General features: G+C 39.0%; 23 protein-coding genes and 1 other RNA gene. 13 read left to right on the top strand and 11 right to left on the bottom strand.

Annotation, left to right across the window (positions count from 1 at the left end):
• Nucleotides 1–7 precede the first annotated feature (7 nt).
• The gene (locus ACJZU6_RS04085) at nucleotides 8–589 is read right to left on the bottom strand and encodes a YecA family protein (RefSeq protein ID WP_080158236.1); all 582 of its coding nucleotides are present in this window, start codon (nucleotides 587–589) and stop codon (nucleotides 8–10) included.
• Nucleotides 590–982: 393 nt separating this feature from the next.
• Here ACJZU6_RS04085 and zapA point away from each other — a divergent pair, with 393 nt between their 5' ends.
• The 5 genes from zapA to serA all read left to right on the top strand — a co-directional run bounded on the left by zapA (nucleotide 983) and on the right by serA (nucleotide 4,479).
• Nucleotides 983–1,282, top strand: a complete 300-nt coding sequence (gene zapA / locus ACJZU6_RS04080; protein WP_080158237.1) for a cell division protein ZapA — start codon at nucleotides 983–985, stop codon at nucleotides 1,280–1,282.
• A 7-nt stretch (nucleotides 1,283–1,289) separates the two neighbouring features.
• Nucleotides 1,290–1,473, top strand: a non-coding RNA gene (gene ssrS / locus ACJZU6_RS04075) — 6S RNA.
• 85 nt (nucleotides 1,474–1,558) lie between these two features.
• Nucleotides 1,559–2,164, top strand: coding sequence for a 5-formyltetrahydrofolate cyclo-ligase (locus tag ACJZU6_RS04070; protein WP_235865957.1), 606 nt, complete (start codon nucleotides 1,559–1,561; stop codon nucleotides 2,162–2,164).
• Between the two features lie 184 nt (nucleotides 2,165–2,348).
• Nucleotides 2,349–3,008, top strand: a complete 660-nt coding sequence (rpiA, locus tag ACJZU6_RS04065; protein ID WP_107276732.1) for a ribose-5-phosphate isomerase RpiA — start codon at nucleotides 2,349–2,351, stop codon at nucleotides 3,006–3,008.
• Nucleotides 3,009–3,246: 238 nt separating this feature from the next.
• Nucleotides 3,247–4,479, top strand: a complete 1,233-nt coding sequence (gene serA / locus ACJZU6_RS04060) for a phosphoglycerate dehydrogenase (protein ID WP_080158239.1) — start codon at nucleotides 3,247–3,249, stop codon at nucleotides 4,477–4,479.
• An 81-nt stretch (nucleotides 4,480–4,560) separates the two neighbouring features.
• Here the strand turns inward: serA and ACJZU6_RS04055 are convergent, their stop codons facing one another.
• From ACJZU6_RS04055 to epd, 5 genes are all read right to left on the bottom strand, one after another.
• The gene (locus tag ACJZU6_RS04055; RefSeq protein WP_080158240.1) at nucleotides 4,561–5,280 is read right to left on the bottom strand and encodes an oxidative stress defense protein; all 720 of its coding nucleotides are present in this window, start codon (nucleotides 5,278–5,280) and stop codon (nucleotides 4,561–4,563) included.
• A 266-nt stretch (nucleotides 5,281–5,546) separates the two neighbouring features.
• Nucleotides 5,547–6,431, bottom strand: coding sequence for a small-conductance mechanosensitive channel MscS (gene mscS, locus ACJZU6_RS04050; protein ID WP_408900687.1), 885 nt, complete (start codon nucleotides 6,429–6,431; stop codon nucleotides 5,547–5,549).
• 343 nt (nucleotides 6,432–6,774) lie between these two features.
• Entirely contained in the window at nucleotides 6,775–7,851 is a 1,077-nt protein-coding gene (gene fbaA, locus ACJZU6_RS04045; protein WP_080158242.1) for a class II fructose-bisphosphate aldolase, read from the bottom strand.
• A 161-nt stretch (nucleotides 7,852–8,012) separates the two neighbouring features.
• Nucleotides 8,013–9,176: a phosphoglycerate kinase gene (locus tag ACJZU6_RS04040; protein ID WP_080158243.1), complete on the bottom strand. Its 1,164-nt coding sequence runs from the start codon at nucleotides 9,174–9,176 to the stop codon at nucleotides 8,013–8,015.
• 85 nt (nucleotides 9,177–9,261) lie between these two features.
• Nucleotides 9,262–10,314: an erythrose-4-phosphate dehydrogenase gene (gene epd / locus ACJZU6_RS04035; protein ID WP_408900686.1), complete on the bottom strand. Its 1,053-nt coding sequence runs from the start codon at nucleotides 10,312–10,314 to the stop codon at nucleotides 9,262–9,264.
• A 733-nt stretch (nucleotides 10,315–11,047) separates the two neighbouring features.
• Between epd and ACJZU6_RS04030 the strand changes: the two genes are divergently transcribed.
• The 5 genes from ACJZU6_RS04030 to ACJZU6_RS04010 all read left to right on the top strand — a co-directional run bounded on the left by ACJZU6_RS04030 (nucleotide 11,048) and on the right by ACJZU6_RS04010 (nucleotide 16,250).
• A complete protein-coding gene (locus ACJZU6_RS04030; protein WP_080158245.1) occupies nucleotides 11,048–11,260 on the top strand; it encodes a cold-shock protein in 213 nt (70 codons plus the stop codon).
• A gap of 320 nt (nucleotides 11,261–11,580) precedes the next feature.
• Entirely contained in the window at nucleotides 11,581–13,470 is a 1,890-nt protein-coding gene (locus ACJZU6_RS04025) for an acyltransferase family protein (protein ID WP_408900685.1), read from the top strand.
• Nucleotides 13,471–13,669: 199 nt separating this feature from the next.
• Nucleotides 13,670–14,080 carry a NirD/YgiW/YdeI family stress tolerance protein gene (locus ACJZU6_RS04020; protein ID WP_408900684.1) on the top strand — a complete coding sequence of 137 codons (411 nt, stop codon included), beginning with the start codon at nucleotides 13,670–13,672 and terminating at the stop codon, nucleotides 14,078–14,080.
• A gap of 302 nt (nucleotides 14,081–14,382) precedes the next feature.
• A complete protein-coding gene (locus ACJZU6_RS04015; RefSeq protein ID WP_408900683.1) occupies nucleotides 14,383–15,078 on the top strand; it encodes a response regulator transcription factor in 696 nt (231 codons plus the stop codon).
• Complete coding sequence (locus ACJZU6_RS04010) at nucleotides 15,078–16,250, top strand: sensor histidine kinase (protein ID WP_408900682.1); 1,173 nt, start codon at nucleotides 15,078–15,080, stop codon at nucleotides 16,248–16,250. Before ACJZU6_RS04015 ends, ACJZU6_RS04010 begins: the two co-directional genes overlap by 1 nt.
• A gap of 237 nt (nucleotides 16,251–16,487) precedes the next feature.
• Here ACJZU6_RS04010 and ACJZU6_RS04005 read toward each other — a convergent pair whose 3' ends face one another.
• From ACJZU6_RS04005 to tkt, 5 genes are all read right to left on the bottom strand, one after another.
• Nucleotides 16,488–17,105 (bottom strand): DUF6988 family protein, encoded by a 618-nt coding sequence (locus tag ACJZU6_RS04005; RefSeq protein ID WP_408900681.1) that lies wholly within the window; start codon nucleotides 17,103–17,105, stop codon nucleotides 16,488–16,490.
• Between the two features lie 288 nt (nucleotides 17,106–17,393).
• Nucleotides 17,394–17,852: a hypothetical protein gene (locus ACJZU6_RS04000; protein WP_408900680.1), complete on the bottom strand. Its 459-nt coding sequence runs from the start codon at nucleotides 17,850–17,852 to the stop codon at nucleotides 17,394–17,396.
• Nucleotides 17,821–18,309 carry a hypothetical protein gene (locus tag ACJZU6_RS03995; RefSeq protein WP_107305008.1) on the bottom strand — a complete coding sequence of 163 codons (489 nt, stop codon included), beginning with the start codon at nucleotides 18,307–18,309 and terminating at the stop codon, nucleotides 17,821–17,823. The genes ACJZU6_RS04000 and ACJZU6_RS03995 overlap by 32 nt, the downstream gene beginning before the upstream one ends.
• 618 nt (nucleotides 18,310–18,927) lie before the next feature.
• Nucleotides 18,928–19,272: a hypothetical protein gene (locus ACJZU6_RS03990; protein ID WP_327772614.1), complete on the bottom strand. Its 345-nt coding sequence runs from the start codon at nucleotides 19,270–19,272 to the stop codon at nucleotides 18,928–18,930.
• A 652-nt stretch (nucleotides 19,273–19,924) separates the two neighbouring features.
• The gene (gene tkt / locus ACJZU6_RS03985) at nucleotides 19,925–21,937 is read right to left on the bottom strand and encodes a transketolase (RefSeq protein ID WP_408900679.1); all 2,013 of its coding nucleotides are present in this window, start codon (nucleotides 21,935–21,937) and stop codon (nucleotides 19,925–19,927) included.
• Between the two features lie 392 nt (nucleotides 21,938–22,329).
• Here tkt and metK point away from each other — a divergent pair, with 392 nt between their 5' ends.
• The 3 genes from metK to rsmE all read left to right on the top strand — a co-directional run bounded on the left by metK (nucleotide 22,330) and on the right by rsmE (nucleotide 24,987).
• A complete protein-coding gene (gene metK, locus ACJZU6_RS03980; RefSeq protein WP_107276722.1) occupies nucleotides 22,330–23,484 on the top strand; it encodes a methionine adenosyltransferase in 1,155 nt (384 codons plus the stop codon).
• Between the two features lie 153 nt (nucleotides 23,485–23,637).
• Nucleotides 23,638–24,123, top strand: a complete 486-nt coding sequence (locus ACJZU6_RS03975) for a SprT family zinc-dependent metalloprotease (RefSeq protein ID WP_408900915.1) — start codon at nucleotides 23,638–23,640, stop codon at nucleotides 24,121–24,123.
• A 132-nt stretch (nucleotides 24,124–24,255) separates the two neighbouring features.
• The gene (gene rsmE, locus ACJZU6_RS03970; RefSeq protein ID WP_408900678.1) at nucleotides 24,256–24,987 is read left to right on the top strand and encodes a 16S rRNA (uracil(1498)-N(3))-methyltransferase; all 732 of its coding nucleotides are present in this window, start codon (nucleotides 24,256–24,258) and stop codon (nucleotides 24,985–24,987) included.
• Nucleotides 24,988–24,993: the final 6 nt, after the last annotated feature.

Below are 24,993 nucleotides of genomic sequence, written 5' to 3'. Positions count from 1 at the left end.
GAAATAATTAGTGAAGAGTTGGCATTTCGTCAGCATTATCATCATTGACAAGGCGTTGACCTAATTCAGAATGACAACTCAAGACACACATACGTACATGTTCAAGCACTTGTTCAAATAAAGCCGCTTGATCTTCAAGATCTTCGTCTTCATCAATACCAAGTTGTGAGATCTCTTGTAAATCAGCCAGTGCTTCAGTTATTTCCTCAGATAATTGATTTTTTTGCAAATCCATTAGTCCTAAACCAGAAATAAAACTGTTTACCCACTCAGTTAATGCTTCAGCGCGAGTGGCTAACGGCTCGTCATCATCAGGCATCAATAATGAAAATTCAAATCCACCACCAATCAACTCATCAGCCGTCGTTGTAAATAGCGTCCGTACCATCATTTTGGCGCCGTCTGTCATCGGCTGACCTTCATTGGCGTAATCACAAACAGGACCGACCCAACTTTCATCATCAACAGCTAAACCACCACAAATCATTCCACTGAGTAAACCATGTAATTCAGCAGGCATAGCAGCCAAGCCTTGTTGTTTTAATTCAGCTTCAACAGCTTGGTATGTTGGTAGGGTTATTTCACTCATGGTTTATCACCTTTTTAATTGGCGCGATTTAAAATTAATAGTTTTGTGACCATTACTGAATGAATAGAGATGTCAGTAATTAACGTTACATTTTTGAAATTGTACCAAACAATAATCACACACATGGCTTAGTTAGTATAATAAATAGCGATGAGCGAATGCTGGCACTGTGTTATGCTAACACTTAAGCCTAGTTCGGCAAATGATAACACTGGCGAGAACGTTCAATCCTTAATCAACTCTATGATGAGTGTGATTAATATCTGTTTAGTCAGATGCTATTGAACTGAAACCGAGACATAGCCGCTTGCATCTTAGGTAGGGTTTTTCTATATTGACTCTAGTCGCAAGCGGAATGAATACCCATTCTGGCACGGAGCAAATCGAAGGTTTATGAGTACTCAGGCTGTAGAAATTCAAGTATTGGGCAGAAAGTTAAAAGTGAATTGCCCAATAGGTCAAGAAGATGCATTACGTGCCGCGGCGGCAGATTTTGACCAGCGCTTGAAAGATATGTCTGCGCGTAGTAGTGTATCCGTAGAACAATTATTGATCTTTACTGGTCTCAACATCAGTAACGAGTTGCATTTAGAGCGACAAGAACATAATCGCAATGCTGAATTAATATCCAATAAAATCAATTCACTAGAAGAAAATTTGGATAAAGTATTGCAATATCAGCCAAAGCGTTGATAATGAATTGACCCTGGGGTGTACGTCAGTGAATGAACGTCCCCGAGCCGATAAGCAAATACCCAGGATTGGCTTTTTTATTAACTATTGAGCATGCTCAGCCCGACTGAGAAGCCTACGGTTAATGTTGCTAATCCACCTTGAACATCTGGTTCAAGGGCCTTATTTCGCAACGGCACCTTGGGGACATCCCTTTCGTGTATTTCACTTTATTTGTTAGTATTCTCACTCTACAATCTTTAGACACTCACCGTTCATGGATTGGATACTCAAGTGATAACGCCCCCCATTTCCAACTCACAACCATTACGCCAACAACTACGACAACACATTCGTCACGCTAGGCGTCAGTTATCTTCTCTACAACAACAACATGCTGCTCAACAATTATCCCAACGTTTACAAACCTTACCTTTAATTCAACACAGCCAACATATTGCACTTTATCTCGCGACAGATGGTGAAATAGATCCACAGCCGTTTATTGATTGGTTATGGCAACAAGGAAAATCCGTTTACTTGCCAGTATTGCACCCTTTTAGCAAAGGGCATTTACTGTTTTTGCATTATGACGCAACCACGCCAATGACCACCAATCGTTACCATATTCGTGAGCCTAAATTAGATTTACGTCGAGTTAAACCTATTGCTGAGCTTGATATTATTTGTACCCCATTGGTCGCCTTTGATAGCACAGGCCAACGACTTGGTATGGGGGGGGGATATTATGATAGAACCCTAAGCCAGTGGCACCACTATCGCCAAGGGCCTTATCCAATTGGGATTGGTCATGATTGCCAATATATACCGCAATTACCTAACGAAGAATGGGATGTGCCATTGCCCTTAATTATTACCCCTAACCATCAATTCAGCGAGTGATCACATCCTCAACGCAAACGTTTGGCTTTTGGATAAAAAAACTGAATGTAATTGTATGTTATTCATAAAGTTATATTTTTAGTTTTAAGTTTGCAGCCATTAACCATAGAATCCAACTGACGAAATCACTTCGGTTAGCTATAATCACCTTTCGCATAATTGAGGTCATTACGAGGAGAACGGCATGACACAAGATGAAATGAAAAAAGCAGCGGGTTGGGCAGCACTTGAGTACGTAACGAAAAACAGTATTGTTGGTGTAGGTACTGGTTCAACCGTTAATCACTTCATCGATGCCTTGGCAACTCGTAAAGAAGAGATCAAAGGGGCGGTTTCAAGCTCTGTTGCTTCAACTGAGCGCCTAGAGCAAATTGGCATTAAAGTCTTTGATGCTAACGATGTTGCTAGTCTTGATATTTATGTTGATGGCGCAGATGAAATCAATGCTGAATTTGACATGATCAAAGGTGGCGGCGCCGCATTAACTCGTGAAAAAATTGTCGCGGCTATCGCAGAAAAATTCATCTGTATTGTTGATAACACCAAGCAAGTTGATGTCTTAGGTCAGTTCCCATTACCAGTAGAAGTCATTCCAATGGCGCGATCTTTCATTGGTCGTGAACTGGTAAAACTTGGGGGTGACCCAGTCTACCGTGAGGGTGTGATCACTGATAACGGCAATATCATTCTTGATGTTTACAACATGGCAATTACCGATCCTAAAGCAATGGAAGACAGCATCAACGCCCTACCCGGTGTCGTGACTGTAGGCCTTTTTGCTCATCGTGGCGCTGATGTATTAATTGTTGGCTCACCGGAAGGTACTAAAATCATCCAAAAATAATGATTAGTTCGTTATTTGATTACAAAACGGCAGCTATTGATCGTTCGCGAATCATTAGCTGCCGTTTTTTATTGGCTTTTTTGTAATATTCTTACCCATAGTGGTTAATTTTTGATACTTTATTAAACAGACACCATCAAACATTTAACTATTTAGCTACTGAAAGGCAATATTTACCACAGTCAAACTAAGGCAAGATTGTCATTCTCAGTCGCCACGTTTTTAAGGATAAGAACTTATGGCAACCGTATCACTCAATAAAGAAAAGATAAAAATTCTACTCCTTGAAGGTCTCCATCCTTCAACAGTAGAAGTATTGCAGCAAGCAGGTTATAGCAATATTGATTACCACAAAGGCTCTCTTGAAGGTGAACAACTATTAGAAGCAATCAAAGATGTCCACTTCATCGGTATTCGCTCTCGTACCCAATTAACACCGGAAGTCTTTGCTGCAGCGAAAAAGCTAACCGCTGTCGGTTGTTTCTGTATTGGTACCAATCAAGTTGATCTCAATGAAGCAATGATACGCGGTATCCCTGTTTTTAATGCCCCTTTTTCAAATACTCGCAGTGTTGCTGAACTGGTTCTTGGTGAAATTTTATTACTATTACGTGGTATTCCTGAAAAAAATGCCAAAGCTCATCGTGGTGAATGGTTTAAATCAGCTGATAATGCATTTGAAGCACGAGGCAAAACCCTTGGCATCATTGGCTATGGTCACATTGGAACTCAATTAGGTATTCTTGCGGAAAACTTAGGCATGAGAGTCTGCTTCTACGACATTGAAACCAAACTTTCACTCGGCAATGCGACTCAAGTTAGTTCATTATCTGAATTACTCAATAAATCAGATGTAGTGAGCTTACATGTTCCAGAAACAAAAGGAACAGCAAACCTCATGGGTGTTGAAGAATTCGCACGTATGAAACCCGGTTCTATTTTTATCAATGCCGCTCGTGGCACCGTGGTCGATATAGATGCTCTCTGTAGCGCTTTAGAAAGCAAACACATTGCAGGTGCAGCCATTGATGTATTCCCTGTTGAGCCGCAAACCAATAACAATCCATTTGAATCCCCTCTGATGCAATTTGATAACGTGCTTTTAACTCCACATATTGGTGGTTCTACTCATGAAGCTCAAGAGAATATCGGTATTGAAGTTGCAGGGAAACTGGTGAAATACTCCGATAATGGCTCAACATTATCAGCGGTTGGCTTTCCTGAAGTATCATTGCCAGAACATCACAGTGGTTGTTCTCGCCTTCTTCATATTCACCACAACCGCCCAGGAGTATTAAATCAAATCACCACTATTTTTGCGTCAGAAGGCATAAACATCGCCGCCCAGTTCTTACAAACAGGTGCAGAAGTTGGCTATGTCGTGATTGATGTTGAAACGGAACGTTCAAAAGAAGCATTACAGCAACTAAAATCAATTGAAGGTACGATTCGTGCCCGTATTTTGCACTAGAATCATAATCATTTAAAAATGACAAAGGAGAGCATGGCGCTCTCCTTTTTTATTTATAGCTAGTTTATTTTTATGAACCGCTTATTTTTCAGCTAACTTAAAGATCACATTAACACTGTCTTTAATTACGATACTGTTATCAGTATAGCTTTGATCAACAGATCCTTTACTCATACTGCTATACATCACCGCATCATTACTGCGGCGGTACGGCATTGATTGATTATTCGTATTATAATCAATCTGCCAGACGCCATCGATTTTATTACCAAAACCTTGTGCTAATGAAGCCGCTACTTGCTTAGCGTTCTCAATTGCTTTTTGACGTGCTTGTTGTTGGTATTTTTCAGTATTTGATATTTTCAAATCAATATTGTTTATTTGATTAATCCCATCACCTAACGCGTCATCTAAATACGTATTTAGCTTCGTTAGTTGATGCACCGTCACCTCAATATTACGACTCGCTTTAAAGCCGGCTAGTTCCGGTTTTTGATCTTTTGGATAAGCGTATCGCGCTGACAATGATATGTTGGCGCTATTAATGTCTTTTTTATTCACACCTGCTGCTTGTAAACGCTCAATAAACTTAGTGACAGCTTGATCGACGGCTAACTTAGCATCAACCGCTGTTTTCTTAGTTTCAACCACATTGACAGAAAAAACCGCCATATCCGGTTTAACCGTCACTTCGCCACGGCCCGTTGTTTCTAAATGAGGAAATGGAATATCTGCCGCCATTGCAGCAGTTGAAACAAACGCACTAGCGCCAAGTACTATCGCTAACAATTGTTTTTTCATTATTCATCCTTTTATTGATCGCACAGCAGGGGTATTTATTGATACCAACATTAATAAATATATTGTTGTTTATCTGTAAAATAAGAAGGCTATGCTAACAAAGCCTTTTTATAATGAACACTGTTTTTTAGTTGCAATTCAGAAACCATTCAGTAATGGTACTGTTTTAACATCATCATTAATGCGACGATTAGCGTTAATTAGAATAAAAAAAAGAAGCCCGTAGGCTTCTTTTTTTAGTGTCATATAATTAAAGTTTGAGCGAATTAAGCGCCAACTTTATTTACATGCACATCCATCTGTGGGAACGGAATTTCGATACCTTCTTTATCAAGCTCTTCTTTAATCGCTTGGTTTAGATAGAAATATACAGCCCAGTAATCAGGCGTATTAACCCATGGACGTACCACAAAGTTAACAGAAGAATCAGCAAGTGCAACCACACCAATAGTTGGTTCAGGATCTTTAAGCACGCGGGTATCAGACGTTACAACACGACGTAATACTTCTTTTGTTTTTTGTAAATCAGCATTGTAAGAAACACCAATCACTAAATCGATACGACGAGTATCATTACGAGAGAAGTTAGTAATTGGGTTACCAATAATGTGTGCGTTTGGCACGATAACTGTTTTGTTATCAGGCGTACGTAATTCAGTAGAGAAGATCTGAATCGATTCAACAGCACCAGCAACACCTGCAACTTCAACGTAGTCGCCAGATTTGAATGGGCGGAAACCAACAATCAACACACCTGCTGCAAAGTTTGATAATGACCCTTGAAGTGCAAGACCAATAGCAAGACCTGCGGCACCAATAACCGCAACCACTGATGCAGTTTGAACACCAATACGACTTAATGCTGCAATTAAAACAATAACGAATAGCACATAACGTACTAAGCCATGGATAAACTCAACAACTGCATTGTCCATGTCTTTTTTGCGTAAAATTTTCGCAATTGAACCCGCAATGAGTTTAACAATGATATTACCAATAAATAAAATCAGTAATGCTGAAACAATGTTCACCGCATATTGAACTAATAGATCTTGGTTTTTAGAAATCCAATTGCTTGCATGCATAACACCATTAGTCAGTGAATTATCGGATATATTTTCAACAACCTTGTCAGTAACGCTCTCTGTCATGAAGGTATCTCTCTCAAAGTATAACAATAGTAAAATGTTGCTAATGCGTAAATCATACCGTAACTAGTAAAAAAATAACACCTTTGCAACAAATGTGATATTAGACAATAATCGCTAACAACAATGCTGTGATTAGTATAATTATCAGCATTGAGTATTCTAACATCAAAGAAACGGTGCATTATTAATCCTTTATTAGCCAAATGGCTAGTAAAAAAAATCGAACAATCATAAAAAAATATAAATTATCAACGTATAACGAATAATGCTAACCACTTATTAGATACAAAAAAAGTCCACCGAAGTGGGCTTTTTCACATTTTATCTTGTAACGAAATCGATATTATAGAACGTCGATTGCGTTTAGGTCAGAGAATGCTTTCTCTAGACGCTCAACCATTGATACTTGACCTGCACGTAACCATACGCGTGGATCGTAGTATTTTTTGTTTGGCGCTGACTCACCCGTTGGGTTGCCGATTTGACCTTGTAGGTAATCGTGGTTAGCAGCTTCGTAACGACGGATACCATCCCATGCAGCCCACTGTGTATCAGTATCGATGTTCATTTTAACAACACCGTAACCGATTGACTCTTGGATTTCAGCTTCAGAAGAACCTGAACCACCGTGGAATACGAAGTTTAGAGTGTTAGTCGGTAGACCAAACTTCTCTGAAACGTATGTTTGAGAATCACGTAGGATAGTTGGAGTAAGTACAACGTTACCTGCTTGGTAAACACCGTGTACGTTACCGAAAGATGCAGCGATAGTGAAACGTGGGCTAACTGCGTTTAGTTTCTCGTATGCGTATGCAACGTCTTCTGGAGAAGTGTATAGGTCTGATGCGTCCATGTGAGAGTTATCAACGCCGTCTTCTTCGCCACCAGTACAACCTAATTCGATTTCTAGTGTCATGTTCATCTTAGCCATACGCGCAAGGTATTTAGCTGAGATTTCGATGTTCTCTTCTAGAGACTCTTCAGAAAGGTCTAGCATGTGAGAAGAGAATAGAGGCTTACCAGTTTGTGCGAAGAACTCTTCACCCGCGTCTAGTAGACCGTCGATCCAAGGAAGAAGTTTCTTAGCTGCGTGGTCAGTGTGAAGAATTACAGGAACGCCGTAAGACTCAGCAACTGCGTGAACGTATTTAGCACCAGCGATAGCACCAAGAATTTGAGGGCCTTGACCTTCAAGTTTAAGGCCTTTACCGCCGAAGAATGCAGCACCGCCGTTAGAGAACTGAACGATAACTGGCGCTTTAACTTTAGCAGCAGCTTCAAGAACAGCGTTTACTGAATCAGTACCGATACAGTTAACAGCAGGTAGAGCAAAATTGTTTTCTTTTGCTACAGCAAATACTTTCTGTACGTCGTCGCCAGAAATAACACCAGGTTTTACAAAATCGAAGATCTTAGACATAACAATAGTCCTATATTTTACTTTGTTGTCTGTGGAAAAATTCTTGTGCAAACGTTTGCGATAAGCTTCTATTTTACTGAAACATAACGTCTATCACAAACATTTAAACGCGGAAACTGACACTATTATTACAAATATACCCAGTTTCCACGCCAAATAAATTATGCTTTAGCGCGTGCTTCTAGCATTTCAACAGCAGGCAATTTTTTGCCTTCAACGAACTCAAGGAACGCACCGCCACCAGTAGAGATGTAAGATACTTTGTCTTTGATACCGTACTTGTCGATAGCCGCTAGAGTATCACCACCGCCAGCTACAGAGAAACCTGCAGATTGTGCGATTGCGTTAGCAACAACTTCAGTACCTTTACCGAATTGCTCAATTTCAAATACGCCAACTGGACCATTCCAAAGAATAGTTTTTGCGTTCATGATGATGTCAGCAAGTGCTTGAGCTGAATCAGGACCAAGGTCAAGAACCATATCGTCAGCAGCGATTTCAGTTGATGGTTTGATAGTTGCAACAGCTGAGTCAGAGAACTCTTTCGCACATACAACATCAGTTGCTACTGGAATGTCAGTGTGTGCCATTAGCTCTTTAGCAGTAGGGATAAGGTCTGCTTCGTAAAGTGACTTACCTACATCGTTGCCTTCAGCTGCGATGAATGTGTTAGCAATACCACCACCAACAACGATTTGGTCAGCAATCTTAGATAGTGACTCAAGAACAGTTAGTTTAGTAGATACTTTAGAACCACCAACGATAGCAACCATTGGACGTGCTGGGTTATCCATTGCTTTACCTAGCGCTTCTAGTTCGCCAGCAAGTAATGGACCTGCACATGCTACAGGTGCAAACATACCTACGCCGTAAGTAGATGCTTGTGCACGGTGAGCCGTACCAAATGCATCCATTACGAATACGTCACAAAGTGCAGCGTATTTTTTAGATAGTTCGTCTTCGTTCTTCTTCTCGCCCTTGTTGAAACGTACGTTCTCAAGAACAACAAGCTCGCCTGCGTTTAGCTCAAGACCATCAAGGTAATCTTTTGCTAATTTAACGTCACAATCTAGTGCATCGTTTAAGTAGTTAACTACAGGCTGTAGAGAGAATTCTTCTGCGTATTCGCCTTCCGTTGGACGACCTAGGTGAGAAGTAACCATTACTTTAGCGCCCGCTTCTAGGCAACGCTGAATAGTAGGTAGAGATGCAAGGATACGTGCATCTGAAGTTACTTTACCGTCTTTTACTGGCACGTTTAGGTCAGCACGAATAAATACACGCTTACCAGCTAGATCCAGATCAGTCATCTTGATTACAGACATGTTTTGCCCTCTCAACATTATTTAAAATAAAAGTTCATAAATTTCATGGCCCGGCGTCACTGCCAAACCCAATAATTCTTACTACTTATTTTGTCGGCGTAGCAACAGAATGATCTGTTGCAGCCATTGCTAACGCAGTATCTAACATACGATTTGCAAACCCCCATTCATTATCACACCACACCAACATTTTGATTAAATGCTGCCCACTCACGCGGGTTTGAGTGCCATCAACAATCGCGCTATGGGGATCGTGATTGAAGTCAATCGACACCAAGGGTGCTTCGGTATAAGTCACTATACCCTTTAATGTACAACGAGACGCATTCAATAATGCTTGATTTACGTCATTAACTTTCACGTTTGTTGTAACAGTAACCGTTAAATCCATGGCGGTGACATTTATTGTGGGCACCCTCACAGAAATAGCTTCAAATTTGTCAGAAAACTTCGGAAAAATACGACCGATACCTAAATGTAATTTGGTATCTATTGGAATAATGGATTGGCTAGCAGCACGCGTTCGGCGTAAATCAGGATGATAAGCATCAATAACTTGCTGATCATTCATTGCAGAGTGAATTGAGGTTATAGCACCCGTTTCAATACCGAAACAATCATCCAACACTTGAATGATGGGCACGATGCAATTCGTCGTACAAGAGCCATTAGAAACAATCGTGTGTTGCTGGGTTAACTGTTGATGGTTAACGCCATATATCACAGTAAAGTCAATATCATTGGCAGCAGGATGGGAAAATAACACTTTGTTAGCACCAGCATCAATGTGGGCTAAACCATCAGCACGAGAACCAAACTTACCGGTACAATCAAGAACAATATCGACGTCCAAATCGTGCCAAGGTAACAATTTAAGTTCCGGTTGATGAAGCAGGCGAATTTGATCGCGGTGACCATTTTCATGGGCAATAAAAAGATGCTCCTGATCATGACTGACAGGCTTACCGAATCGTCCATGGCTTGAATCATACTGAAGCAGGTGAGCCATTGCTTCCGGCTCTGCTAATTCATTGATTGCCACGACGTTAATCTGGTGATGTTTACCACTCTCGTACAGTGCACGTAACACACTGCGACCGATGCGGCCGAATCCATTTATTGCGACTTTTAGTGTCATATCCGTGCTACAAAAAAACCAAGCGGCGTTAGTGTATACCAACCAAGTTTGAGAATCACCATAATTGTGACAACTCTCACTGCGTTTAATTAAATATGTTCATAATCAAACATATAATCACATAAATAACCTTAATAAAAAGATAAAATATGAATAATTAACCACCAAAATCTATTATTCATGTAAAAGATTTATCATAAAAATTGGCTTATTTAGGGTGTTTTCTACCAATAACCGCCACCAAACAAAATAAAAATAGCGACAGATTTATCAGATAAATAATGACAAGTACTATGGGATAGAACGATATATAAATATCGTTATGTCTTTGCTGTATCCCCTCTATCAACATGCAACTATTTATACAGCTTATTTATTTTAAAATAACATTGAGCGTATCTATTTGTAGCGGCTATTTTCGCAACACGATAAAAGCAGAGCCTCGTTCTATTAATTGCGACTAACAAAGCAATCAATACAGTTAAGATTGCAAAAATACGCTTAGCCACTCAATGGGATCACACATACTCCTTTACAACCCTGCATTTTAAATAAATAATCGTCACGCGCTGTTGCTCTGCGTTATTAATGAAACATCAAGTAAAAGTAAAACCCTTAGAATATCTTCGTCAATGTTGTCATCCTCTGTGTTTCCCTTAGCTTCATCGTCGCATTTAATAGTTACGCTTATCAGCACTCACATTTTTTATCTTTTGAATATTAAGGGTTACACATGTCGCATAAAGCAACAGGTTTAGTGAAGTGGTTTAGTGAAGAAAAAGGTTTTGGCTTTCTAACTCAAGACACAGGCAATGCTGACGTGTTTGTTCACAGCAGCGGCATTGCTGATAAAACATTAACCAAGCTACCAGAAGGCAAAAAAGTGTCTTTTGATGTAGAGCAAGGTCAAAAAGGCCTACAAGCGATCAACGTTGTGATTCTGTAGTAACTAAAAAATGCTGCTGATACATTAGTAGCATTTTATTTTTATCACACCCTCTTATTTTCAATAACTATAAACAATTAAAATCATAATTAATTTAATATATAAAGTTCAATGTTAATTAGCCAGCATTATAAGTAAAATATAAAAACCATTCATCATCTACTATTCAACAATATTACATATAATCTAACACCTCATCATGTTTTTGTTTAATCATATAATTTAAATTAATGTCATGTTTTTGTTAATGTTATTTGTAATATATTAATATCACCTCAACAACCATATAATATTTTAAAATTATATTTTATGAGGTTCCAATGAAATTCAGGGAAGATATAAACGGTTTAAGAGCAATAGCCGTTATTGCTGTTGTGCTATTTCATTTTAACAGTTCGCTCATACCAGGTGGTTTCGCTGGTGTTGATGTGTTTTTTGTTATATCTGGTTTCTTAATGACTAGCATTATATTTAGAGGACTAGAAAATAATAATTTTTCAGTGCTTTCTTTTTATAAAGCGAGAGCAGTAAGGATCATCCCTGCATTATTAGCAGTTTGTATTACCGTACTTATATTCTGTTGGTTCTTTCTAATGCCATTAAAGCTTGAAGCTTTAGGTCGGCATGTCATTGGTAGCATTAGTTTCTTATCTAATATATTTTATTGGAAAGAATCAGGCTACTTTGACACCTCATCACAAACTAAATGGCTCTTACATACATGGTCATTATCTGTCGAATGGCAGTTTTATATTCTCTACCCTATTGCTTTAATTATTCTCAAAAAAATATTCTCTCTTAACAGCATTAAAAAAATCCTAATTTTAACAACGGTTATCGGGTTAAGTATAAGTATTTATGCATCCTATTACTGGCCATCTCCTGCTTATTTCTTATTACCTACACGCGCATGGGAAATGTTAGCGGGTGGTCTAGTCTTCTTATATCCTATAGAGTTAAGCCAACCTAGAAAAAAACATCTCGAATGGATTGGATTACTTTTAGTTTTACTCTCTTATGTATTTATATCTAAGTCAGATATGTGGCCAGGATACTTAGCTCTAATTCCTGTCGTTGGCGCTGCATTAGTTATCCTTGCAAATAATAGCAACAGCCCTATTACCAGTAATAAAATAATGAAGAATATTGGTTTATGGTCTTATTCTATTTATTTATGGCATTGGCCAGTTGTTGTTATTGGTCATTACTTTAATATTAAATATTGGGCTGTTATCGGTATTCCATTATCAGTATTACTAGGCTTTATTAGTTATACTGTTATAGAAAAAAACAAAGTAAGCCTAAAAGCAATTATCCTACCCTTTATTTTAATTCTAGGGTTAGCATATACCGTCTCATCAAATATTGGTCTGTTTTACAATATTCCGACAATAAATTTAAAGGCGATTACTACAAATACAAAAACAGATCATAATAGCGCTTATACATGGGCTCATATTAGAACTTTAGATAAAAAAGATTTTGTAGAACAAAACAAAGAAAAAGTTTTAGTCATTGGTGATTCTCAAGCTGGAGATTTCACAAACAGTCTTTATGATGCTGATTTAAATAAAAATATTGAGATAGTGTCACGAATTGTTGAAGCAGATTGTGGCTTTTTCTACTTACCACCAGCAGAACAAAATATTGCCTTTAGTCAATCTCCAACGATTAAAGGCAATCAAATGTGGCAAAATAAATGTCGAACATTTATAAAAAATGTCGATAAAGGTGATGTTGTTGAACAAGCTAACGTTATTATTTTAGCGATGTATTGGCGTGATGTTAATATGAATTGGATATTCAAATCGATTCAAAATATTCGCGCTAAAAACCAACATGCAAAAATCTATGTTATTGGCGGCAAATCATTTAATGCTCAAATATCAACGTTAGCCTATGAAGCTTACAATAAAAAATTAGATCTTAGTCGTTATGCAAAAGCAAATATTGCTAGCAATGTTCGTGAAAACCGCGCTGTACAAAACGAACAATTTGAAGCAAAAGCTAAGTTACCTGAATATAACTATAATTTTATTAATATGACCACCATTATGTGTCATAGCGATCGTTGTGATGTTGTCGATAAAGAAGGTAATAGTTTTTACTTTGACAGTCGCCATACAACACGTGCAGGTACAAAATACATCGCTGAACAATTACATAAGCAGCAGTTATTCAATGAAATATTAGCACCTGAAAATCAATAATTATTTCAGTTCGGTTGCTATACAAAACTGCAACGTGGTTTTTATATAAAACATCACAAGGCCGCTAAGTAAATTAGCGGCCTTTTTATATTCATACAATAAGCCAAAGAAAGCTTACAAAAATGTAAACTACAGGCAAACTCAGTGTATAGATCGTTCGGTATTATTCTCGTATCAAAACACACCTGAGGATTTTACAATGACTAATAAACGCTTTGCTATGCTACTAATTCCTGCAGTACTGTTATCAACGTCAGTATTTGCAACCACAACACCAGCATCAACAACACAACCAATCAACACTGCAACGACTCAACAACAAGGTTTTAGCGGTCCAACGGTTGGTTTAAAAACAGTAAAAGCTGTACTTGATGCGGGTATGTTCAGTGATGATACGCCAGTAACATTAACTGGCCACATTACAAGTTCATTAGGTGATGAGCATTATCAATTCACCGATAGTACCGGTTCAATTACAGTAGAAATTGATCATGACAAATGGTTTGGCGCACACGTCACACCACAAACAAAAGTCACCATTCAAGGTGAAATTGATAAAGAGTTTAACCATACTGCAATTGATGTGAATCATGTTCGCGTTGTGGGTTAATCTTCCCTTTACTGTCACTAGGCTGCGAGCTTGTAAAATCTATCGCTTGCAGCCTCATTATTAATAGCGTGTTAATTTCATATAAATCTTGCCGACATAAAGATAAACTTTACTATCATACTGTTTACCAGCATCTAATCTAATGCTGGTTGTATCATTCAGCATTAACAATCCATGTATATACCAAATAACGGACACACGTTATTAAATACTAGAAAATGCCATTATTTAAGTTTTTTAGCGCTGCAACGGCTTATTTAAATATTCATTAATTGTTTTTATCTTATTGTAAGGTTGCCATTATGCAAATACTGCTTGTCGAAGACGATGATAGTTTAAGTCGTTATATTGAAAATGGACTCACAGAAGCGGGACATCATGTGCAGTGTATTGATAATGGGAAATTTGCCCTTTCAATATGCATGTCAGAACAATTTGATATCGCCATTGTTGATCGGATGTTGCCAGGATTAGATGGGTTATCATTTGTAAAAGCACTTCGCGCATCCAAAATTTCAATGCCGGTTATCTTTCTCACCTCATTAGGTGGTATTGATGATCGCGTTGATGGCTTAGAAGCAGGCGGAGATGACTACTTAACTAAACCCTTTGCCTTTTCAGAATTACTAGCTCGCATATCAGCCTTATCTCGTCGCTCATCAACACTCTCTGAAGCAAAACCCAGTGAATTAGTTTATGGCGATCTCAGTCTTAATTTATTTGATCATACCGCGATCCGCCAAGGACAAGTCTTAACTCTGCAACCAAAAGAGTTTCGTATTCTTGAACTCTTTCTGCGTCATCCAGGACGCGTCATTATTCGAACCATGTTATTAGAGCACGTTTGGGATATCTATTTTGATCCCCAAACCAGTGTGGTGGAAACTCACATTAGCCGTTTACGTAATAAGCTTGAAAAACCGTTTGGTGATCAGCTTATTCATACCGTTCGAGGGGCTGGCTACAAGTTAGAACACAAACTTGGGAAAAACGCCTAATGCATCCTTTTATCACGCAACTTCAACAACGATTGCCGACCCCTGTATGGTTACGCAGTTCTGCTATGCAGCAAGGACTGATGTTTATCATGGTGTCAGTGGTGAGTTTAATTTTGATGTCGAGCCTCACTATTGCATATATTGATTATCATCTTGATGAAGTAAATAACAACATTGAACATAACGTTGAAGCCTTTATGCTTGGCACCACCACCGAGATCAACAAAGAGCCCATTGATGAAGATGATGTTATCGACGTTTTGGCAACGGGTTTTATCCTATCCGGTATTCTAGTTGTACTTTGCAGCTCAGCTATCGTGATTTATATGACGCGACGCAACCAAGCAAAAATTGATCGCATTGAAACGGTATTACGCGCCGCCGCTGATGGTGAGTTATCAGCCAGAACCATGATGTCGAGCCAAACAAATGATCTCACTCGTATCGGCTCAACCGTTGACGAAATGTTGTCACGCTTACAAAGTGTAGTAGCTGCAATGAGCGATATATCCTCCAATATTGCTCATGAATTAAAAACCCCGATTACGCGCTTACAATATAATTTACAAACCCTAAGTGAGATGGCTGACGCACACGGTGATAAGCTTGATGATGATTTTTCAGAACAACTACAACTGTCACTCAAAGAATCAAACCGGTTAGCGAATATCTTTGATGCTTTACTGCGTATATCTCAAATTGAATCAGGTAATAGACGCCAACGTTTTGAAACCATAAATGTGGTTGACCTCGTCCACACCATTGCTGAAATTTATACCGATGTTGCTGAAGATGCGAGCATGACCTTGACCCTTAATACTCAAAAAGAGCCTATTTTCATTCAAGGCGATAAAGAGTTACTGATTCAACAATTTGCTAATTTGGTAGAAAATTCACTGCGCTATTGCCCGCAAGCAAGTCAATTAATACTCTCGTGCCACACTGAGCAAGATAATGTAGTGATCACCATGGCAGACAATGGTCCCGGAATTGATGACCAAGAAAAACAGCGCGTATTTGAGCGTCTTTATCGAATTAACAAATCCCGCAATGATGGCGGCTTAGGTATCGGGTTAACCTTAGTTAAAGCAGTGACAGATTTACACCAAGGCGAAATCAAACTTTATGATTGTCATCCCGGACTTGGGGTCGAGATTCGTTATCACTGTTAGTCACTTTTGCTATCGCATAAAAATATGAGATGACAGCACCAAATGAATAAAAATACCGCCTTGAGGCGGTATTTAACAGTATGTCTATTTATGCGTACTAGTAGACTTAACTCATTATTAAACAACATGCCCCTCTTGAAAACGGGTTAACAACGATTGAACATAACTTGGTAGCTCGAAAAAGGCTAAATCTCTAGATCTAAATAATTTGCCTCCTAACTTTTTGGGATGACCTCATTAAGAAGAGAAAACAACTCTTTGTAGTTCAATAATTTTATCAATATCCATCTTTTTACAACCCATATGAAATCGCGTTAGTTCTCCGATTGCTAACCCTGATAGAGTTACAGCTAAATTTAGAAAGGGCTTACTATACTCAGCTGGTCTGAGGTTTGTTAAGGCATCACCACTATATTGAATTGAAACCAGTTGAATACCATTATGGGTATAATCATTTTGTTCAACGATAAGAGGGGAAAGCTTGGTTGAAAGAAAAGCACAGTCTTTGAAGGTTGGTACTGCATCTTCAACCAGTTCAATTAGTTTATCAATACGCTTCGGGAAGTGCATCGAACTATCGTTTTTTATCTCTTGATCATCAACACAGTAAACTACCCACATTGCCCTCAGATAAGCTTCGGTTGCGGGCCTAGCTAAAGCTGCCATTGATGATGGTAGGAACTCTTTATCTAATACACAGATAGAAATACAGTGCTCAATCGCTATATTAAAAAGAGGCACAGCTAAGTTAGCTCGTTTGCTTGAACGGTACTTAAACTTATTTAGTTCTATATGAATCGCATGGAAATATTGAAATATTTCATTGGGTATTTGTTTAGGTAATTCTTGTGTCATTTTAAATCAGCCTTACTGCAAACAAAGTGATAGGGTAATGTCTTGCTTTATGACAGTGTTTTATAAGCAAAAATACAACAGAAAAATCACGCTACAATAATCTAATTAATTTTTAATATTAAGCTGTTAATTGCACTTTATCCCTTTCATTAGGTGAGCTATATATTTGATCCGATACACGAAAAAGTCCAGATACAACAAAGGCCGCATAAGCGACCTTTCAAGTTTGGTACATGTAACGGATGTTATGTTCAATCAGAACACAGAGAATCAACTTAACCCGTATTGTTATATATCTTGTCGCAAGTATTTGTTAACTAAAACAATTCCATTATTAGTTAACCTACCTCCTTTAAGGTCTACCAGCCCAGCACGAACTAAATGAGCTTTTCCCCATTTACGCTTAGGTTCCTCGCCTTGTGATAAAGCTACAAGTTCATCAATATCAGCTTGAGACAAACCGTAAAGACTAGAGATAATTTCACTACTAGTTTTAATTAAAGATTCAGCCTCTTCATCTTTCCCATCAGCTTTTAGTTGAGCTGCTTCTGATACTTTATCTTGCATTATTTCTTGCAGCGAGAGTTTAAACGAAACGTCCCCTACTTTCCCCTCTAATCCAGCTGCACGTTCAAGTAACGCAGTAATAGTCTTTTTAAAAACGACCAGAACTATCAAAGTGACAGATGGCCATACAAGAATACTTACTGTTTGATTAATTTGAGAGTAAAGCTCTAAATCTATCATATTGCTCTTTGCTTGTTATTAGGTTTTCAGGTTGTAAGTATATTTCTACTTGCTGTAAAACAAATTGTTCAAAAGCCGCTTTGTTGAAATCTAAGCCGACAAGAAAACACTGATCAATATCATTCGGATAGAAGCTTCTAGAAGCATCGCCAGTAGGCTCAATTAGACCCAAAACCAGCGGCCCTGAAATATGATACTGTGTACTAAATCCGCCAGGGCCATAATAACCATGAAGTGAAAAACGGAATCTCATCCCTTCTTTAGAAATATTATTCTCGACCCAAAAGCCGAGTTCTTTTAACTTAACTTCTGCATTTCCTAATATTTCATTAATTTCAGGAATATTGCTCTCAAAAGCTTGTTGTTCATCCTCTGAAATAAGCTGACGCTCTTCATTAGTTAGAATGAAGTCTTTGCTCGCTGTAACTAAATGTTTAATTCTTTCCCAATTTTCCATATAACCTCTTTGATACATAACATTGTATTAAACGATCGGAGATCTTCTTCTTTATGCTACCAGATACTTACAAATTTTCGATAGGCATTATGCCCAGAAACAACAAAAGCCGCTTAAGCGACCTTATGACTTAGATTTATTTTAAATCTGGATATTTTTATCAATCCATCTCGCCATAAATCACTTATCAATCTGATAGATCCCAAATACCCCCTAAATCGTCCCTAAAAACGATTTTAAGACCACAAATACCGATCACTCGACACCTAGTATGACTTTTATCTAAAAACGGCTGTATTTAACATATTGCATCTAACATGCACTACGGGATCACCGTTCATACAAAAACACTCCCAAAGTCAGCATTTTAAACGGTTTTGTTAAGCTAAATGAGGCTAAAACTAACGTTATTATATTGTTATTAGTGTTACTTAATTCCAAAATTCCCATTTGAACGTTATTTGGTAGCCACTTATGCAAAAATCAGCTTTTCTACTCAGCTAACATCATCGCCACGAGCCGCATTTGAATATCTTCCTAGCGACCAACTCAATAATATTCAGATGCAAAAAAGGTCGCCTGAGCGACCTTTCTACAATTCATATCATCAAAGATGACTTACCACGCTAAACCACACGCGCTCGCTTTTGCTTTCGCAAGGCTGTAATACTTACGCTTAACAAGGTAATTACCGTCGTTTTTAAGCCCTTCAACACGTAGCCACTTATTTTTGCCAAAACGTGCTTTTACCGGAACACCAACGGCGAAACGCTTACCCGATTGATATTTTGCAACATAAAAACTATCACGAACTTTGAAGATATAGCCATTCTTACCACAAATTCGAGCACTCTCAACACGGCCTTTTTTAGTCGCGCCCCAGTTACCCCAATCATCAGCATGGCTAGGTAGAGAAGTCATCGCGGCTAAACCAAGTAGTAATCCTAAAATAGCTTTTTTCATCACAACACTCTAAAAAGTAAACTTATGAGTTTATTTTAATCATAATCAAAAGAAAGAAAAGAGAAATAATCCAAAAACGTGAAAATTGACAAACGTCAGCAAAATACAACGTTAACAGCATGAGTAAATATTGAAATATAACCAAAAGGTATGGTTTTGAGCCTGTGTGGTTTTTTATGGAAAATGTGATTAAATCAAAACATCAATATTAGGCTCAAACGTAAAAAAGGCTTTGAACAATAAGTTCAAAGCCTTCTTAGAAATATGTTAAAAGGTTAAGGAAAAACCTTAGCGCTAACTTTACTTAGTCATGTTGCCGCTTTTGTACATAGGAGCGAATACAGGCGTGTAAAGTGCAATAATTTTATTAACGATACCAGTCATTTCTTTTTCCTCAATAAACTAAGCTTTTTTAATAGAACAACCATAGCCTAACCATTGACTCTATAAGGCTTGCGGTCGTGTTTCAATGAGGCTAATTATAGATATTTCATTAAACTTTGAAAGTGATAAAAACAGCCATTTCAAATTAGTTTTAATAATGTGAAATACTGTTATATCTCCACTCTATTTATAATGTTTAATCAAAATTATCAGCATAAAAAAAGACCGCAATTAGCGGTCTTTAAAAGCGGTAGTTAATAGGGAAAACTTACCCTAGTAACGCATTGGCATTATTAACAATGTTTTCAACAGTAAAGCCGAACATATTAAATAACTCATCAGCTGGTGCTGACTCACCAAAAGTTGTCATGCCAATGATGCGACCGTTCAAGCCAACATATTTGTACCAGTAATCCGCAATACCCGCTTCAATCGCAATACGTGCGGTGACGTTTGCAGGTAATACAGTTTCACGGTAAGCCGCACTCTGTTTATCAAACAAATCTGTCGCAGGCATTGAAACTAACCGTACTTGGCGACCCGCAGCGGTTAGCTCTGCATATGCTTGCGCTGCAATACCCACTTCAGAACCTGTTGCAATTAAAATAAGCTCAGGTGTAGCAGCACAATCTTTAAGAATATAACCACCTTTAGTGATATTCGCGACTTGCTCAACGTTACGATCCTGCTGATCAAGGTTTTGACGAGAGAAAATCAACGCTGTTGGACCATCTTTACGTTCAATCGCATATTTCCAAGCAACCGCTGATTCAACCTGATCACAAGGACGCCATGTACTCATGTTCGGGGTTAAACGCAGTGATGCGACTTGCTCTACTGGCTGGTGCGTTGGACCATCTTCACCCAAACCAATCGAATCGTGAGTGTATACCTGAATATTTTGCACCTTCATCAGTGCCGCCATACGCAATGCATTACGTGCGTATTCCATAAACATTAAGAAGGTTGCCCCATAAGGAACAAAACCACCGTGTAATGCAATACCGTTAATAATGGCTGTCATACCAAATTCACGCACACCGTAATGAATGTAGTTACCCGATGCATCTGTCGGTGTCAGTGATTTAGAGCCAGACCACATAGTTAAGTTAGATGGCGCTAAATCGGCAGAACCACCCATAAATTCAGGTAATAACTGACCGTACGCTTCTAGCGCATTTTGTGATGCTTTACGTGATGCGATATTGGCTGGGTTAGCTTGCAGATCTGCAATAATACGTGATGTTTCCGCTTCCCAATTCGTTGGTAAGTCACCGTTCATACGACGGCTAAATTCAGCGGCTAGCTCAGGGTAAGCTGCGCTATAAGCGGCAAACTTTTGATCCCATGCGATTTCTTTAGCGTTACCGGCTTCAATGGCATTCCAATTAGCAGCAATATCAGCAGGAATTTCAAATGGGCCGTGGTTCCAACCTAGGAATTCACGCGCTGCTGCAATTTCTTCAGCACCTAATGGCGCACCATGACAATCATGAGAACCGGCTTTATTTGGCGAGCCAAAACCAATGATGGTTTGGCAACAAATAAGGGTTGGTTTAGTGGTTTCAGCTTGTGCTGCAGCAATCGCGGCATTAATCGCATCAGCATCATGGCCATCAACGGTTGAAATAACATGCCAGCCGTAAGCTTCAAAGCGCTTGGCGGTGTCATCGGTAAACCAACCTTCGACTTCACCATCGATTGAAATACCATTGTCATCCCAAAAAGCAATTAACTTACCAATACCTAGAGTGCCTGCTAATGAACATGCTTCGTGAGAGATACCTTCCATCATGCAGCCATCGCCCATAAAGGTGTAGGTGTAGTGATCAACGATCTCATGCCCTTGCTGGTTAAATTGCTCAGCCATGGCTTTTTCTGCCAATGCCATACCAACCGCATTGGTAATACCTTGACCTAAAGGACCTGTCGTGGTCTCAACACCCGGCGCATAACCATATTCTGGATGGCCAGGTGTTTTTGAATGTAATTGACGGAAATTTTTAAGATCATCAATCGATAAATCATAACCTGTTAAATGAAGCAGAGAATAAATCAGCATAGAACCATGACCGTTTGATAATACAAAGCGATCACGATCAGCCCAGTTTGGATTTTGTGGATTATGATTCAAATGATCACGCCACAATACTTCAGCAATATCTGCCATTCCCATCGGCGCGCCCGGATGACCTGAGTTCGCTTGTTGCACACCATCCATACTAAGTGCACGAATTGCATTGGCTAGTTCTTTACGAGACACCGCATTGCTAGAAGACATATCTGCTCCAAATAGTCATAAAATAATAAATTACGAACAAATAGTTACCATTTTTATTAATGATCACTTAATTTCGTTTCAATATTGTCTCAAATAGATGCCATTGACTGCAAACGTTTTCGTTTTTAAAAAAACCAATTTATTCAATAATATGCAATCAGTCTAAATTTAAGTTTTTGTATTTAAAATGGTAACAATAAAAAGCTTCTTCTTTCACCAATGCCGGTTTTCGCTAAATCCTTACAGATTACATTGTTGATTTTATAACTGGTCGGGGTATTATAGACGTCTAGACGGAGGTAGCTCCATACATATAAACGTATGGAATGCAGTGCAGTATCAGTATTACCGCTACCGTTCTACCAAATTTATGAATATAAGTGAGACCATCAATGGCTAAACATCTGTTTACTTCTGAGTCGGTATCAGAAGGTCATCCAGATAAAATTGCAGACCAAATTTCAGACGCAGTCTTGGATGCAATTTTAGAGCAAGATCCAAAAGCACGTGTTGCTTGTGAAACTTACGTAAAAACTGGCATGGTAATGGTCGGTGGCGAAGTAACAACATCAGCTTGGGTTGATATCGAAGAAATCACTCGTGAAACAGTGCGTGAAATCGGTTATGTTCACTCAGACATGGGCTTTGATGCTAATTCTTGCGCTGTTTTAAATACCATTGGTAAGCAATCACCAGATATCAACCAAGGCGTTGATAAAACTGACCCTAAAGAACAGGGCGCTGGCGACCAAGGTATTATGTTTGGTTATGCAACCAACGAAACCAAAGAGTTCATGCCTGCACCAATCACTTATGCACACCGTCTTGTTCAACGTCAAGCGCACGTACGTAAGAATGGCAGCCTACCTTGGTTACGTCCTGATGCTAAATCTCAAGTAACATTTGAATACGATCAAGGTAAGATTGTTGGTATTGATGCCGTTGTATTATCAACCCAACACAGTGATTCAATTTCAACAGCCGATCTTCGTGAAGCGGTAATGGAAGAGATCATCAAGCCAGTATTACCACAAGAGTGGTTACGTAAAGATACTAAATTCTTTATTAACCCAACCGGTCGTTTTGTTATCGGTGGCCCAATGGGTGACTGTGGTTTAACGGGTCGTAAAATTATCGTTGATACCTACGGCGGTGCAGCACGTCACGGCGGCGGTGCATTCTCAGGTAAAGATCCATCAAAAGTTGACCGTTCAGCAGCATACGCAGCACGTTATGTAGCGAAAAATATCGTTGCCGCAGGTATGGCTGAGCGTTGTGAAATTCAACTTTCATACGCTATCGGTGTTGCTGATCCAACATCTATCATGATTGAAACGTTCGGTACTGAAAAAGTACACCAAGATATTATTATTGAAGCGGTTCGCCAGCACTTCGACCTACGCCCATACGGCCTACAAGAAATGCTAAACCTACTTCAGCCTATCTACAAAAAGACGGCTGCATATGGTCACTTTGGTCGCGAAGAATTCCCTTGGGAAAAAACCGACAAAGTAGAAGCGCTACGCGACTTCGCTAAACTTAAATAATAATAAATTTAAGTTTATCAATAATTAAGGGGCGATTATTCGTCCCTTTTTTTATACATAAAATAAAATAATCGTTACCGTTTATATTGCGGTGTATAGTCACCCATGATTATTGAGTGCCAATATAGAAAGTAACAGGGGATATTTTTGGTGATGACTCCGCTACAAAAGCAAGTACTTACTCACGTAGAGTATTGCATTGTTCATGCTAACCAGCGTTTGAATAAACGCCTAACTATGCCTAAGGTTAATTTTAATCAACGCGGTAAAATAGCAGGCACAGCCCACCTACAAAAATGGGAATTACGCTTTAACCCAATATTATTGGCTGAAAACCCTGACGCTTTTATTAATGAAGTTGTTGCTCATGAAGTCGCGCATTTAGTGGTGTTTAAATTATTTGGCCGCGTTCGTCCTCATGGTCGTGAATGGCAAATAATAATGACTGAAGTTTTCAATGTCGCCCCCAAAACCACTCACAACTTTAATGTCAGTTCAGTGGCTGGAACAACCTTTATTTACCACTGCCCATGTAGTGAATACCCACTAACTATTCGCCGCCATAATAAGGTGCTACGAGGCCAAGCCAGCTACCATTGCCGTAAATGTCGCCAACCGCTACAGCTCAAAGCATCGTAATTTGAGTCGTATTTAAACGACCTCGATAATTTTTATTATTCGTTCCTCGCCACACTGATTTTTGCCCTCTCTTCTGTCGTCAACCATGGTAATATCTTTTATTACCCAACAATTACTACAGATGACCGCATCATGAGAATTCCACGAATTTACCACCCACAACCTTTACCTAGCCAAGGTACGGTTATGCTTAGCGACGATGCAGCTAACCATGTTGGCCGTGTAATGCGGATGCAAGTTGGGCAACAAGTATTACTGTTTGATGGCAGTAATGCAGAGTTCCCCGCTGTTATTAGTAGCGCCAGCAAAAAAAGTGTTGAAGTTGAGATTCAAGCGCGTGTGGAACATAGCATTGAATCACCATTAGATATTCACTTAGGCCAAGTGATTTCACGTGGTGATAAAATGGAATTCACCATTCAAAAATCAGTTGAACTGGGTGTGAATACTATTACACCGCTTATTTCAGAGCGTTGTGGCGTTAAACTTAATGCTGAACGCTTTGAAAAGAAACTGGAACAGTGGCAGAAAATCGCAATTGCAGCTTGTGAACAATGTGGTCGTAATGTGGTACCCACCATTCGCCCTGTAATGAAGCTAGAGCAATGGTGCGCTGAAGAATATAATGGTTTAAAACTAAATTTACACCCTCGTGCGCATTATTCAATTAACATCCTCCCTACCCCAGTAACCAAAGTACGGTTATTGATCGGTCCTGAAGGTGGCTTGTCAGCTGAAGAGATCAGCATGACAGAGCAATATAAATTCGACGAAATTTTATTAGGCCCACGTGTGTTACGCACTGAGACTACCGCAATGACAGCCATTACCGCACTGCAAGTTCGCTTTGGTGATCTTGGCTGAGTAATC

This window comes from Photobacterium piscicola (assembly GCF_046058925.1).
GTDB lineage: Bacteria > Pseudomonadota > Gammaproteobacteria > Enterobacterales > Vibrionaceae > Photobacterium > Photobacterium piscicola.
Note: the sequence above shows the minus strand (reverse complement) of the source record. Positions and strands in the feature narration are given on the sequence as shown.